Here is a 14,229-nt window from a genome sequence, read left to right as displayed (position 1 = left end):
TCTTTTAGATTCTCTATCTGGTTATATGCTTAGCGTTCGCTAATATTTATACGACAAGCCAATTCTCTGGGTGAACCTATAGTTTTGCTCTCTATTAGTATGCGCAACTGCTGCAAACGTTCTAGAGTTTTTAAGTTTTTCATATTATTTTTTTTGCAATTTGATTTATAGGGTTTAACCAATCATCCATTTTATCATACAGTAAATCAAAAAGAGAACGTTCTGCTAGTTCAAAACGATCATTTACAGACATTTCTTTTTTTAGTTGCCCTTTAAATCCCTTTTTAAATTGTAGAAAATTTTGATCTAATGAGCATAAAACTTTAAACATTGGTGTATTATTAATCATCTGTATATCGTTACCAATTTCTTCAATTTTTCCATTGGCTAAACCCCATTGATTATAATTAAAAGCACTCACTTGAAACTCTACTTTATTTTCTTTTTTTAATAAACCAATATCTGATGGACTTATATAACATTCAACAATTAAATCTGATTTAGGTGAAATTTCTGCTAATTGAATTCCATTTTGAATAAAACTTCCTTTCTCAATGCCTTTTACGTTTAATAAAGTTCCTGAAACTGGTACTTTAATAACAGATAAGTTATTCGTTTCTTCTAGTTGTACTTGATTGTTTTCTAATTCCTTTAATTGGTTTTGTTGATTCACTAATTCTGCTTGCAAACTACTATTCTGTTGTTTCTTATATTGATAGATGGCATTTAAAGATAAATCGTATTCTAGTTTACTATTATTGAGTTCCACTTTTGTTATTACACCTTTGTCGAATAATTTTTGATTCCGATTGTAGTTTTCTTTTATTCTTTGATAACGAGTATTTAACTCACTCAATTTTTGTTGATAAAAGTTAAACTCTTGTTTATATTTTAAAGATTGTAATTTATTAGCAACTCCATTTTGATTGGATAATAGTTTTAAATCTTCAATGAAATTTTTGGTTTCAGTTAATAAACTTTTAGTTATATTTATTTTTTGAGTAATAGCTAAATTGTTTATAAGTAGCAAGGTGTCTCCTTTATTTACTTGAACATTATTTTTAAGTTGATGAAAAATTACTTTTCCACTATTACTGTTTTGCAAAAGAATCCTTTCCTTATCTGGTCTTATTAATCCTTGAGAAGTGTTAGAAATTACTACATTAATAAAAGACAAAAAAATTAACCCAACAAGTAAAGCTAACAAAATAAAACTGTAGATAATTTTACTTTTACTAGTGTGTTTAAATTGGTGCACTTCAACAGTATTTTCAATAATTTCTTTTGGAAATATTTTTTTTTAATAGTTTCCTCGTCTCTATCGGCCCGGTATTAACACACAGTACCAAACATAATTAAATTCTAGTTTTTAGCACTATGCAAAGATATTTTAAAAATAGCTTAAACAGTTATAAATAAACCTCACATTAATTGAGGTTTACGTTCACTTATTAGCAATCAATAAAACAAAAATTATTAAGGGATTTTTATAATTCAAGGAGGTAATACTTGAAAATATGAATAGCAGAAAAGCGCAAACTTTGTAATTTGCGCTTTTCTGCTATTTTATGTTAGTGAATGTAATTTGTAGTGTTTTATCTTCTATCTTTTCTACGATATTGAAATCTATCAAATTTCCGATCCTCTTGTCCTTCTTGCTTTTTAACAATAGACAAACCAGTTTTTTCTAAATACTCTAACTTATATTTTTTATCTAAAGCAGTATTTGTAAAAGAATCCCACTGATCTAAACAATAACCTAAACTAAAACTTTTAATAGTATCGTCTGTAAAGCCACGTTCTCTAAAATAGCTTAAACCTATAGCCTTAACCAACTCGCGCTCCCAAAGGACTTCTGAAAAATACTTTTGTGCATACTCAGACACCAAGTACATACTCTCCTTTTCATCTGCCTGTTCTTTTTGCTCGTCTGTCTGTTCTGTTTCTTCTATCTCTATATTATACTTTTTTGCCAAGTATTTAATAGCTTCTGGATAGGTAAAATGCTCGTGTTACATTAAAAAAGCAACTACATTACCACCTTTTCCACTACTAAAATCTTTCCAAATTTGTTTTACAGGAGACACCATAAAACCAGGAGAACGCTCATCTGTAAACGGACTTAGTCCTTTAAAGTTGGTGCCCGATTTTTTCAACTGTATAAAATCGCCAATAATCTCCTCTAAACGAGCAGTTTCGTAAACTTGGCCTATACTAGATTTAGAAATAAATTTTAAATAACTGGGTAAATATAATGAACTAAATCCATACTACTACGCCTAACAAACTATGTATTTTTAACGCCCATCCCTGTTTTCAGGGTGTACATTTTAGCTAGGCAAAGGGTAATTTAAACTCTATAATGATCGCACCTTTGCTGTATCAAAATATAACAAACAAAATTAATCTAAAAAAAATTAAAATTATGAGTTGGGGAATTTCATTAATACTATTAAGCATTTTGGCAGTACCGTCTTTATTACTTTCTAAAAAACCAAATGCAAAAGAATTATTAGAAAAATTTGAACCTTACCAAGGATGGATAGGAATGGTTTTCTGTTTCTGGGGTATCTGGGGTATTGTTAGTGCTATTTTAACTATTGGTTGGTTAAGTACATGGCCAATATTATGGATTACTTACCTTGTTGGCAACATTGTAACTGCTGCTTTAGGCTTTATGCTTGGGTATGGTTTAATTAACAAGTATGTATTATCTAAAAACGAAACTGCAAAAGCTAAAGCTGAAGAAATGAGAGCTAAAATAGCACCAAAACAAGGAAAACTTGGTTTAATTGGCCTAGTACTTGGAGCTTGGATGATCGTATCTTCTTTCTTGTTTGTAGTATCTTAATACATACCACAAATACATATAAAAGTTTATTTAGTTGATGAAGAAGAATCTTGTCTTGATAAAATTGTCTCCGTAGTTTTTCTTGTTCAAGATTCTTTATTTTAAAATCGAAAAAACTCCTAAGCAAATTGCTTAGGAGTTTTTTTAGTTATTTGTACTATTAGAGGTTAAAACGCAAACCTAAAGAAATATTATGTTGCTCTACTAGAGCATCTTTAAAAATAGGATTTAAATCGTACTTAAGATATAACGTTGTTTCTCCAAAACCTGCATACGCACTTAAACCGTAAATAAGGTCTGATGTATTATAATCCCTTTTAAACTTATCTTTTACTTTTTTTCCGTCTTCTTTGTATTTTAATTTTTGACGCGTACCAATATTAAATCCACCATAGGCACCTATACCTATCCTAAATTTTTTGTCTAAGTAATAACGCATTTTCTCATCGGTTACTACTTTTTTAGATGGCCCAAACTCAAAGTGCACAGGAAATACTAAATTATCCATTCTAAGCTTTGCTTTGTCTAAATTATATTGAAATTCCTGCAATTCGGTTTGATCTCCGTTTTCAACAAAGTATAAATTATCAGCTACTTTTAGCCCATTAAATTGAAAAGAAAAACCATAGTGCAAACGCACAGCATTAGAGTTTTTAAACAATCTAGTTCTCCAAGTAACTCCCATTTCAAAAAAGCGACTGCCACCTATTTTATACGGAGAATCATCTAAAGCTTGTCCGTCTATAATTGCATTATTTAAACCAACAGCTAACACAAGCTCTGACATCGTTCTAACATCATATTTAACCTCCTGTTTTTTAGTATCACTATAAAAAATAGATTTGTCATTAAACTTAATATCAAAAACATCAACTTCGACCCTAGTTCCTAGAGAATCTATTGCAGTTACTTTTCCTGTACCGTTGCGTTCTAGCAGCGCAATTTTATTATCCAAAATAGCAATTCTATTTTCTATATTTAGCGCTCGTTTTTTAGCCGCTTCCGCTTTTAAATTTTGTGCATCCTTGGATGTAATTTCGTTTTTATCTAGACGCTTTGCAATCGCTTCTATCTCAACTTTTAAAGCTTCCTTCTCATACAATCTAATTTGTTCTTTCTCTTTTAAAAGTAAGTCAACTTTAGACTTTATATCTTCTTGCGCCATTGCATTTTGCATACAAAATGCTGCAATAAATAAAAAAATGTAGTGTGTAATTTTTTTCATAATGATTAAAATTTAGATGTGTTTTACTACTCTCCTAGCATATTGTGTTTGCAATACACTAGAAGAACACTATAAAACCCTGATTGATGAATGATTATTTTTTGGTTAATTGGTACGTGTCGCTACAGCCGTTTTCAGCTTTAAGTAACGCTCTTTTAAATTGTCGAAAATTTTATTTCTGAAACTCTTATCTAGTTCACTTTCTGCCTCTAGCAGTAAGGCCATAGCATCTACAGACATACCTTCTTGCAATGCTTTTTCTACAACTATTTCTTGTTGCGCTTTTCGTAGTAACGAATCTACTTCTGCATTCGTTACAGCTATATTGCGCTCTTCTAGCAAAGCCAACTTCTCCATTACAACGTTTAGTTTCTTATCTAGAATTGCTTCTTCCGGAGTACTCGTTTCTTGTTGTAAAATTTCAGTTTTTTGTTTTGTTATTGCCACATCTTCATTAGAATTTAGCAAATTAACATTTAATATTTTTTCTGCTTCCTCTTTTATTTCATCTTTTTTATCAGATTCTTTAACTTCTTCTGTAGCAACTACTGCTGTATTGGTCTCTACATTATTTTTAAAAGAATCTTTTTTTATAGTTGAAGGTGCTTCTTTGTTTACATCTACTTTATCCCCATCTACAACTTGCGGCTGCATATCTAAACTAGTAGGTGTATTAAAAAACCAAACTGAAGCAATTAACAAACCTATAAGACATGCAGCAATTGCATAATACACAGGTTTTTTATTCTTGTTTTTTTTAGGTTCACTGTCTAAACCCGATGCTATTTTTGACCAAGCGTTTTTAGATGGGTTAATTTCCCGACCCTGAAGCTTGTCTTTTAAATGTTCTTCAAATTTTAAAGGTGCCATTCTATTTACTTTTAAGATTCTATTTTTTTAGAACCTGATTCTTTTATTTTTTCTAACTTCTCTTGCAACATTTTTCTAGCCTTAAAGAGTTGTGATCTAGAGGTATTTTCCGAAATTTGTAACTGTTCTGCTATTTCAGAATGTTTGTACCCTTCTATGGCATACATTACAAAAACCATTTTATAGCCCTCTGGCAAAGCATCTATTAATAACTGCACTTGTTCTACATCTAAATCTGGAGAGCTCGTTATATGCTTTGGAGTAGAACGCTCGTAAACCTCATCATCAAAAATTATATGTTGCTTTTTACGAAGAAACGTAATACTCTCTCTCACCATAATTTTACGAATCCAACCCTCAAAACTCCCCTCAAACTTAAAGGTATCTAAATGTTTAAATACTTTTAAAAATGCACACACCATAACATCCTCTGCAAACTGAAGATCTTTGATATACTGCCTACAAACGCCTAGCATTTTAGGAGCATATTTGTTGTACAAACGCTCTTGTGCATCTCTGTCTGATGCTATCGCCTTTTTTATAAGCGTATTCTCGTTATTATAGAGTTTAATAATTTTCACAGTAATGGTGTTCTATTAGTATAGACAACAAACATTAGGATAATGTTGCCTGAAAAATAAATTTATTTTCAAATAAAATACAAGGTACTGATTACCAGGTAAATAAAAGTATTATTTTTTTCTATCTACTACGTAGTTTACCATTAGTTCTAGCGAACTTTTATAGTCTGATGACGGATATTTATCTAATAAGGTTAGTGCTTCTGCTTTAAAGGAGAGCATTTTTTCTTCTGCATATGCCAAACCTCCACTTTCTTTAACAAAGTTAATTACTTCTTTAACTCGTTTTTTATCCTTGTTATACTTCTTAACTGAATTTATTAACCAGCTTTTTTCTTTTTTAGAGCAATTATTTAAAGTATAAATTAACGGAAGCGTCATTTTTTGCTCTTTAATATCTATTCCTGTAGGCTTGCCAATTGCTTCATCACCATAATCAAACAAATCATCTTTTATTTGAAAAGCCATACCTATTAATTCTCCAAATTTCCTAAATGTTTCTACATCATCAGAACCTGGATTTACAGAACAGGCACCCAAACTACAGCAAGCCGCTATAAGAGTCGCCGTTTTTTGTCTAATTATTTCGTAATAAATATCTTCTGTTATATCTAACCTTCTTGCTTTTTCAATCTGTAGCAACTCGCCTTCACTCATTTCTCTTACGGCAACAGAAATAATTTTTAAAAGGTCAAAATCTTCGTTATCTATAGATAGCAGCAATCCTTTAGAAAGTAAATAATCGCCAACTAGAACTGCTATTTTGTTTTTCCAAAGTGCGTTTACAGAGAAAAAACCACGACGCTTATTACTATCATCTACAACATCGTCATGCACTAAAGTAGCTGTGTGTATTAACTCTATAACGGATGCTCCACGATATGTGCGCTCGTTTACCTTACCACCAGAAACTAGTTTTGCTGTTAAAAAAACAAACATAGGTCGCATTTGCTTCCCTTTTCTATTTACTATGTAATAGGTAATTCTGTTAAGTAAGGCCACCTTAGAAGACATAGATTCATGAAACTTTTTTTCAAAAAGTTCCATCTCTTTATTTACGGGGTCCTTTATTTGTGCTACAATTTTCAAAAAGGCAGTTAGTTAAATTTGGAAAGGTAAAAGTAATTAAAATATTATATTCCTAAGCATTCATTTACATTTTAGTAACAACTTGGAATACCCCTGAATACAGGGGTACAATTTTCCCTACAAAAAGCGCTACTTGTTTTCTTAAATAGCCGCATCTTTGTAGTGTTATTATTAACGAACAATTTAAAAATTAAATCACACTAAGATGAAAAAAAATCTATTTGTAGCTGCAATGTTACTTTTTAGCTGTAGCGCTATTGTTAATGCACAAAAACTAAAGAAATTTGGTAGTTCTATTGAGAAAAAAGTAGGTCCAAAAACAATTAAAGTTCCTTACACAGATAACATTAGCTACTTAGGTTACGCTAGCCCTGGTAATGAAGATGAAACAAAAGACAACAAAAAATTCTATTACATATATGTATGGGTGCCATTAGCTGCTCCAGAATTAGGTGTAAGAATGGTATCACCTGCAAATGGAGATAAAATTAAAGATGCTGTAAAATCTGCAGATTTTGATGAGCATTCTTCTACTAAAGACTTTTTTGATACATACATTACTTTAGAAAGATCTGATATTATTTCTGCTGCAAATGTTACAACAGAAGGTGCTAAAAGTGCTAACTGGGTTACTTTAGCGTCTAATGATGATACTTCTGAACTTCCAAAGCAACCAAGTGGTAGTAGCTATAACTCTTTACTACGTTACAAGAGTGAAATTGGAAATCCTACAAAAGCTATATTAGCTGGTTTGTACAGAGTTGGTTTTACTACGTACAAAAGAGGTGAAGTTAAAGGTACGTTCTTAGCAGAAGTTGCTGCTCCTATTAAAATACCAGGAGTTGTTATGGCTAAAACTATTGATGAGTTAAAAGCTCAAATGAAATAAGAAAAATCATTAAAGTGGTTAATGTGTTTTTTTGGAGAAAGCAGGTGAATTAATTCACCTGCTTTTTTATTTTTGGTCCTTAATTACTTTTATTAGCAAGTTGCCCACAAGCTGCATCTATATCTTTACCTCTAGAACGCCTTACAGTAACAGTTATACCACTACGCTCTAAAGTAGCCACGTACATATCTATAGCCTTATTAGAGGCCTGCTGAAACTCCCCGTCGTCTATTGGGTTGTATTCTATTAAATTAACTTTTGATGGTGCAAACCTGCAAAACTCTACCAATGCATTAGCATCATTTTGTGTATCGTTAATACCATCCCAAACTACATACTCGTATGTAATTCTACTTTTTGTTTTAGAATACCAATATTGTAGTGCCTCTCTTAAATCTTTTAATGGAAACGTTGCATTAAAAGGCATAATAGAAGTTCTTATCTCATCTATAGCAGAATGTAGAGAAACGGCAAGTTTAAACTTAACCTCATCATCTGCCATTTTCTTAATCATTTTAGGAACACCAGAAGTAGAAACAATAATTCTTTTTGGAGACATTGCTAAACCTTCTGGAGACGTAATTTTATCTATCGCTTTTAAAACGTTATTGTAGTTCATTAATGGTTCTCCCATTCCCATAAACACAATGTTACTTAACTTACGATCAAAATACAATCTACTTTCGTTATCTATAGCAACGACTTGATCATATATTTCATCTGGATTTAAGTTACGCATACGCTTTAACCTAGACGTAGCACAAAACCTACAATCTAAACTACAACCTACTTGACTAGATACACAGGCTGTTGTTCTTGTTTTTGTTGGTATTAATACCGACTCTACAATTAAGCCATCGTGCAATTGCACGGCATTTTTAATAGTACCGTCACTACTGCGTTGCATCTGATCTACTTTGATATGATTTATAACAAAATTAGTATCTAATTGATGCCTGGTTTCTTTAGACAAGTTTGTCATTGCCTCAAAAGAATGCGCACCTTTTTGCCATAACCACTCGTATACTTGGTTACCTCTAAAGGCTTTATCTCCTTGAGCTACAAAAAATGCTCTTATTTGTTCCTTAGTTAAGGCTCGTATGTCTTTTTTCTTAATTGTTTCCACAGTACTAAAGGTAGTAGATAAAAGTTAATCCCGCCAATTTCTATACATAATAGAAAACTGACGGGATTTATATAGTATTTAATAAAATGCCAATTATATAATTAACATTGCATCTCCGTAAGAGTAAAATTTATAGCTTTCTAATATAGCCTCTTTGTATGCTTTTTTCATAAGATCATGACCAATAAAAGCAGATACCATCATCAACAAAGTAGATTTTGGTAGGTGAAAGTTTGTAACCATAGAATTAGCAATACTAAAATCGTATGGAGGAAATATAAACTTGTTTGTCCACCCTTCATGCGTATTTAAACGTCCGTTAGAAGAAACTGCACTTTCTAAACCACGCATAGCTGTTGTACCTACAGCACATATTCTACGTTTTCTTTCTAAAGCAGAATTCACTATCTCTGTAGCTTTTTCATCTATAATTAGTTCTTCGCTGTCCATTTTGTGTTTAGACAAATCTTCTACCTCTACTGGGTTAAAAGTACCCAAACCAACATGCAATGTTAACTCTGCAAAGTCTATTCCCTTTATTTCTAATCTTTTTAATAAGTGTTTAGAAAAGTGCAACCCTGCTGTTGGTGCAGCTACTGCACCTTCGTGCTTAGCGTATATTGTTTGGTATCTATCTTCATCAGACTCTTCTACATCTCTTTTAATGTATTTAGGAAGTGGTGTTTCTCCTAAGTCTTTTAATTTTTGTCTAAAGTCTGTGTAAGATCCATCATATAAAAAACGCAATGTTCTACCTCTAGATGTAGTGTTATCTATAACCTCTGCAACTAGTGTTTCATCATCACCAAAATACAACTTATTACCAATTCTTATTTTACGAGCTGGATCTACTAAAACATCCCATAAGCGTTGTTCTGCGTTTAACTCACGCAACAAAAATACTTCTATTCTTGCTCCAGTTTTTTCTTTATTACCGTATAAACGAGCAGGAAAAACTTTTGTATTGTTTAAAACCATTACATCACCTTCATCAAAATAATTAATAAGGTCTTTGAACATCTTGTGTTCAATTTTTCCGGTTTCTCTATGTATTACCATCAATTTAGCTTCGTCCCTATGCTCAGATGGGTATTCTGCTAACAAATTGTCTGGAAGTTCAAAATTAAAGCTCGATAGTTTCATTTAGTATTTTTTATTTTGTTAACGGTTATACATAACCTTTTGAAAACCAATCTTTATACTTTTTAAGTATTTAGAAATCAATTTGAAATCTAAACAACTTATACATACAATTTTAATTTTCATTTATGCGATTGCAAATATACTATCCTCGCATAGGCGTTGTCAAGTAAAAGAGCAATTAAATAACATAATATCAGTTATTAGGCATCTTTTATGGCAAATTGAAGCTGTTTTAAATCTGTCCAGAAATCTGGATACGATTTAGACACCACTCCAGCATCGTTTATAATAATACTGGTTCTTAATGCCAATGGCGCAAAAGCCATTCCCATTCTATGGTCGTTATACGTATCTATAGCAATATCTTTACGTATACTAGTAGATGCTTTTATAGTTAAACTATTGTTTGTAACCGCAATGACTGCACCTAACTTTGTAAGTTCTATTTTTAGCGCCTCTAACCTATCTGTCTCTTTAATTTTTAGCGTGTGTAAACCTGTTAAATGGCAACCCAAACCTAAGCCAAAAGTTGTTACTGCTATGGTTTGTGCTATGTCTGGCGCATTACTTAAATCTTTTTTAATGATAACCTCTACAGCTTCACTTACTTTTTTAAGTACAATTTTATTCTTTAAAAATGTTGTCTCTACTCCAAAATCTTTATAAATTTCTGCTAAAACACTATCTCCTTGTAAACTGTCTTTTTTATATGCTGATAAAGTAATCTCTGTACCAATAGCACATAACGCTACAATACTGTAATAGTACGATGCTGAGCTCCAATCTGACTCCACAACTAAAGTAGACTTAGAGATTTCTTTTTTAGAATTTACTTTTATAGTATTGCCCACAAAAGAATTTTCTACTCCTATTTGTGTTAATAAAGAAAGTGTCATTTTTATATAAGGCACAGACGTAATTTTACCGACTAGCTCTAGCTCTAAACCATTATCTAAACTTGGAGCTGTTAACAACAAAGAAGATATATATTGACTACTAATATCTGCCGGCAAGCTTACTTTCTTCTTTTCTATTTTTTTTCCTTTTATATGCAAAGGAGGATATCCTTCATTTTCTAAATATGTAATATCTGCCCCTAAAGATTTTAAAGCATCTACTAAAACACCAATTGGTCTTTCCGTCATACGCTTAGAACCTGTAAGCACTACTTCTTTGCCTGCTTGAGACGAAAAATACGTAGTTAAAAAACGCATTGCTGTACCTGCATGATGAATATCTACTTCTCCTTTAGACACTTTTATACCTTTTTGCATTACAATAGCATCATCAGAATTAGAAAGGTTTTCTATTTTGATACTTGGATATAATGCCTGTAGCAATAACAAACGATTTGACTCGCTTTTACTACCTGTAATTTTTAAAGCTGACTTAAGTGTACTAGATGCCGGTGCGGAAAGATGTAATTTCAAGGTAAAATACTTTAGATGATTATAATATGGGACTTATTTTAATTTTTGATTGTTATGATGACGGTCGTGATCTCTTTTCGTCTTAAGATCTAACTTTTTGTCAAAAGCATCTTGCAAATCTATACCAGTTTGATTAGCTAGGCATAAAACAACGAACATAACATCTGCTAATTCTTCTCCTAAATCTTTATTCTTATCAGATTCTTTTTCACTTTGTTCTCCATAACGACGCGCAATTATACGTGCAACCTCACCTACTTCTTCTGTAAGTTGTGCCATATTAGTAAGCTCATTAAAATAGCGAACTCCGTGTTCTTTTATCCAATTATCTACTTCCTGCTGTGCGTTTTGTATGTTCATTATTCCTTATTTTTTGTGTCTATCAAAATAGTAACAGGACCATCATTAAGTAAGTCTACTTTCATATCTGCGCCAAAAATACCTGTACCTACTTTTTTATTTATATCAGACTCTACTTGTAGTATAAATTGCTCATATAAAGGTATAGCAACCTCAGGCCTTGCTGCCTTTATGTAAGATGGTCTATTGCCTTTTTTAATTGCAGCGTGCAGTGTAAACTGACTTACAACTATAGCGTCTCCATTCACATCTATTAGAGACTTGTTCATAACACCAGCCTCGTCATTAAAAATTCTAAGATTTGCTATTTTACGAGACAACCACTCAATATCTTCTTGGGTATCTTCTGCCTCTATACCTAGTAAAATTAAAAGACCCAAATTTATTTTAGAAATAACTTTGTCTTCTACGGTAACACTAGCTCTTGTTACCCTTTGTATTACTGCTCTCATTTTTTGTCTCCGTAAATATCTTGCCTGTAGTTTTCTTCCTCACCATTTACCATTTGCACATAACTCTTGTACCTGCTCCAAGCAATTTTATCTTCCTCTAAAGCATCTTTTACAGCACATTTTGGTTCATCTATATGCAAGCAATTATTAAACTTACATTTACTTTTTAGGGCAAAGAATTCAGGAAAATAGTTTCCTATTTCTACCTTTTCCATATCCACAATACCAAAACCTCGTATACCTGGTGTGTCTATAATTTGCGCATCAAAATCTAGATCGTACATTTCTGCAAAGGTTGTAGTGTGCTGCCCTTGCATGTGTTGTTCCGATATCTCTTTAGTTTTTATATCTAGATTATTATCTATAGTATTTACCAAAGTAGATTTTCCGACGCCAGAATGACCAGAGAACATACTAATTTTCCCTGTCATCATTTCTTTTACCTTATCTACATTTTTACCTGTTTTAGCAGATATACCAACACAAGTATACCCAATACTACGGTACAATGCGGCTAAGTATTTAACATCTAAAAGCTCTTCCTCACCATACGAATCTATTTTATTAAACAACAAAACAGCTGGTATTCTATACGCTTCTGCAGTAACTAAAAAACGATCTATAAAACTGGTAAATGTTTGCGGATTATTTAGAGTTACCATCAAAAATACCTGGTCTAAATTTGCCGCAATAATATGGGTCTGTTTAGATAAATTTACAGATTTACGTACAATGTAATTTTTACGGTATTTAATTTCTGTAATAGTAGCATTGGTCTCGTCTCCACTTTTTTCTAGATCAAAAGAAACTCTGTCCCCTACCGCAATTGGGTTGGTACTTTTTATTCCTTTTAAACGAAACTTACCCTTTATTCTACAGTCGTAAAATACGCCATCGTCTGCTTTAACAGTGTACCAACTTCCAGTAGATTTATAGACAGTTCCTATCATTTATTCTTATTTTGTATTCTTTCTTTTTACAAAGAAACAATATATGCGCTATACTACAGCCTTTTTTTTAAAAGATAACATACTTGTTTCCTTAAAAAGGATTTTTACCAAAATGTAAACTTCTATAAAAAAATCCCGTTGCTTTTAATAAGCATCGGGATTTTCAATACCTAAAAACTATCCTTTAATAATTTTTTCTTGATGGTTAATAGATTCTTGGTGTATTGCTTTAAACATTTTTAAAACAAATTCTTCACTTAAACCTTTAGACTCACCTTCTAAAATCATAGCCCCTAAAATCTCGTTCCATCTTGTAGACTGCAATACAGCAACGTTCTTTTCTTTTTTAAGAGCCCCAATTCCGTCAGAAACCTTCATTCTTTTTCCTAAAGTTTCAATTAACTGTGCATCTATAACATCTATCTGTGCACGTAAATTACTTAGGTCTTTATTATACTCTGCTTCTGGATCAGATTCTTTTCTTATTTTTAAATCACGCATAATTTGCACTAATTTATCTGGTGTAACCTGTTGTGCAGCATCACTCCAAGCATTATCTGGGTCAAAATGAGTTTCTATCATTAATCCGTCAAAATTAAGATCTAATGCCGTTTGCGATACATCAAAAATCATATCTCTGTTCCCTGTAATGTGAGAAGGATCACTAATTAATGGTAAATCCGGAAATCTATTTTGAAACTCAATCGCTATTTGCCATTCTGGAATGTTTCTGTATTTTGTTTTTTCGTATGTAGAAAAACCCCTGTGTATTGCTCCTAAATTTTTAATATTAGCCGTATACAAACGCTCTATACCTCCTAACCACAGAGACAAATCTGGATTAATTGGATTTTTAACCAATACAATTTTATCTGTACCTTCTAAAGCATCTGCAATTTCTTGCATAATAAATGGACTAACAGTAGTTCTTGCACCAATCCACAATAAATCTACATCATTCTCTAATGCCAATTCTACGTGTGCTCTGTTTGCAACCTCGGTAGCTGTTTTAAGTCCTGTTTCTTCTTTAACTTTCTTTAACCATTTTAAACCCAATGCACCTACACCTTCAAAATTTCCTGGTCTAGTACGTGGTTTCCAGATACCAGCTCTGTAATAATTTACATCTGTATCTTTTAATTGGTGTGCAATTTTTAATACTTGCTCTTCTGTTTCTGCACTACAAGGCCCTGCTATTACTAGCGGATGATCTAGCTTCATATCATCCAACCAAGTTCTCATTTTTTTTGAATTTTCCATCTT

The 14,229-nt window shown here is 32.1% G+C and carries 14 protein-coding genes and 1 pseudogene; 2 read left to right on the top strand and 13 right to left on the bottom strand.

The annotated features are described in order from the left end of the window. Positions 1–139: 139 nt before the first annotated feature. Positions 140–1,207 carry an HlyD family secretion protein gene (locus M4I21_RS08605; protein WP_249558701.1) on the bottom strand — a complete coding sequence of 356 codons (1,068 nt, stop codon included), beginning with the start codon at positions 1,205–1,207 and terminating at the stop codon, positions 140–142. A gap of 406 nt (positions 1,208–1,613) precedes the next feature. After that, positions 1,614–2,228, bottom strand: a pseudogene (locus tag M4I21_RS08600) (CHC2 zinc finger domain-containing protein); the annotation flags it as partial. Positions 2,229–2,425: 197 nt separating this feature from the next. Here M4I21_RS08600 and M4I21_RS08595 point away from each other — a divergent pair. Beyond that, on the top strand, positions 2,426–2,851 hold the full coding sequence (locus tag M4I21_RS08595) for a hypothetical protein (RefSeq protein ID WP_249558700.1): 426 nt from the start codon (positions 2,426–2,428) through the stop codon (positions 2,849–2,851). A 160-nt stretch (positions 2,852–3,011) separates the two neighbouring features. Here M4I21_RS08595 and M4I21_RS08590 read toward each other — a convergent pair whose 3' ends face one another. From M4I21_RS08590 to M4I21_RS08575, 4 genes are all read right to left on the bottom strand, one after another. Further along, positions 3,012–4,076 carry a hypothetical protein gene (locus M4I21_RS08590; RefSeq protein WP_249558699.1) on the bottom strand — a complete coding sequence of 355 codons (1,065 nt, stop codon included), beginning with the start codon at positions 4,074–4,076 and terminating at the stop codon, positions 3,012–3,014. 105 nt (positions 4,077–4,181) lie between these two features. After that, positions 4,182–4,946: a hypothetical protein gene (locus tag M4I21_RS08585; protein WP_249558698.1), complete on the bottom strand. Its 765-nt coding sequence runs from the start codon at positions 4,944–4,946 to the stop codon at positions 4,182–4,184. An 11-nt stretch (positions 4,947–4,957) separates the two neighbouring features. Beyond that, complete coding sequence (locus M4I21_RS08580) at positions 4,958–5,527, bottom strand: RNA polymerase sigma factor (RefSeq protein WP_249558697.1); 570 nt, start codon at positions 5,525–5,527, stop codon at positions 4,958–4,960. A 111-nt stretch (positions 5,528–5,638) separates the two neighbouring features. Further along, entirely contained in the window at positions 5,639–6,616 is a 978-nt protein-coding gene (locus tag M4I21_RS08575) for a polyprenyl synthetase family protein (protein WP_249558696.1), read from the bottom strand. A gap of 205 nt (positions 6,617–6,821) precedes the next feature. Between M4I21_RS08575 and M4I21_RS08570 the strand changes: the two genes are divergently transcribed. Then, positions 6,822–7,505, top strand: a complete 684-nt coding sequence (locus M4I21_RS08570) for a Lipl32 family lipoprotein (RefSeq protein WP_249558695.1) — start codon at positions 6,822–6,824, stop codon at positions 7,503–7,505. A gap of 79 nt (positions 7,506–7,584) precedes the next feature. Here M4I21_RS08570 and rlmN read toward each other — a convergent pair whose 3' ends face one another. The 7 genes from rlmN to M4I21_RS08535 form a co-directional block, all read right to left on the bottom strand. Next, entirely contained in the window at positions 7,585–8,631 is a 1,047-nt protein-coding gene (rlmN, locus tag M4I21_RS08565) for a dual-specificity RNA methyltransferase RlmN (protein WP_249558694.1), read from the bottom strand. 93 nt (positions 8,632–8,724) lie between these two features. Beyond that, the gene (gene queA, locus M4I21_RS08560; RefSeq protein WP_249558693.1) at positions 8,725–9,774 is read right to left on the bottom strand and encodes a tRNA preQ1(34) S-adenosylmethionine ribosyltransferase-isomerase QueA; all 1,050 of its coding nucleotides are present in this window, start codon (positions 9,772–9,774) and stop codon (positions 8,725–8,727) included. Between the two features lie 200 nt (positions 9,775–9,974). Further along, positions 9,975–11,204, bottom strand: coding sequence for a 3-phosphoshikimate 1-carboxyvinyltransferase (locus M4I21_RS08555; protein WP_249558692.1), 1,230 nt, complete (start codon positions 11,202–11,204; stop codon positions 9,975–9,977). 33 nt (positions 11,205–11,237) lie between these two features. Continuing rightward, entirely contained in the window at positions 11,238–11,564 is a 327-nt protein-coding gene (locus tag M4I21_RS08550; protein ID WP_072303348.1) for a nucleotide pyrophosphohydrolase, read from the bottom strand. Beyond that, positions 11,564–12,016 carry a D-aminoacyl-tRNA deacylase gene (gene dtd / locus M4I21_RS08545; protein ID WP_249558691.1) on the bottom strand — a complete coding sequence of 151 codons (453 nt, stop codon included), beginning with the start codon at positions 12,014–12,016 and terminating at the stop codon, positions 11,564–11,566. Before dtd ends, M4I21_RS08550 begins: the two co-directional genes overlap by 1 nt. Then, positions 12,013–12,966 (bottom strand): ribosome small subunit-dependent GTPase A, encoded by a 954-nt coding sequence (rsgA, locus tag M4I21_RS08540; protein WP_249558690.1) that lies wholly within the window; start codon positions 12,964–12,966, stop codon positions 12,013–12,015. The genes dtd and rsgA overlap by 4 nt, the downstream gene beginning before the upstream one ends. A gap of 177 nt (positions 12,967–13,143) precedes the next feature. Then, positions 13,144–14,226, bottom strand: coding sequence for a bifunctional 3-deoxy-7-phosphoheptulonate synthase/chorismate mutase type II (locus tag M4I21_RS08535; RefSeq protein ID WP_249558689.1), 1,083 nt, complete (start codon positions 14,224–14,226; stop codon positions 13,144–13,146). Between the last annotated feature and the right edge of the window lie 3 nt (positions 14,227–14,229).

The organism is Cellulophaga sp. 20_2_10 (assembly GCF_023476645.1).
Classification (GTDB): Bacteria; Bacteroidota; Bacteroidia; order Flavobacteriales; family Flavobacteriaceae; genus Cellulophaga.
This window is presented reverse-complemented; position numbering and strand designations above follow the sequence as displayed.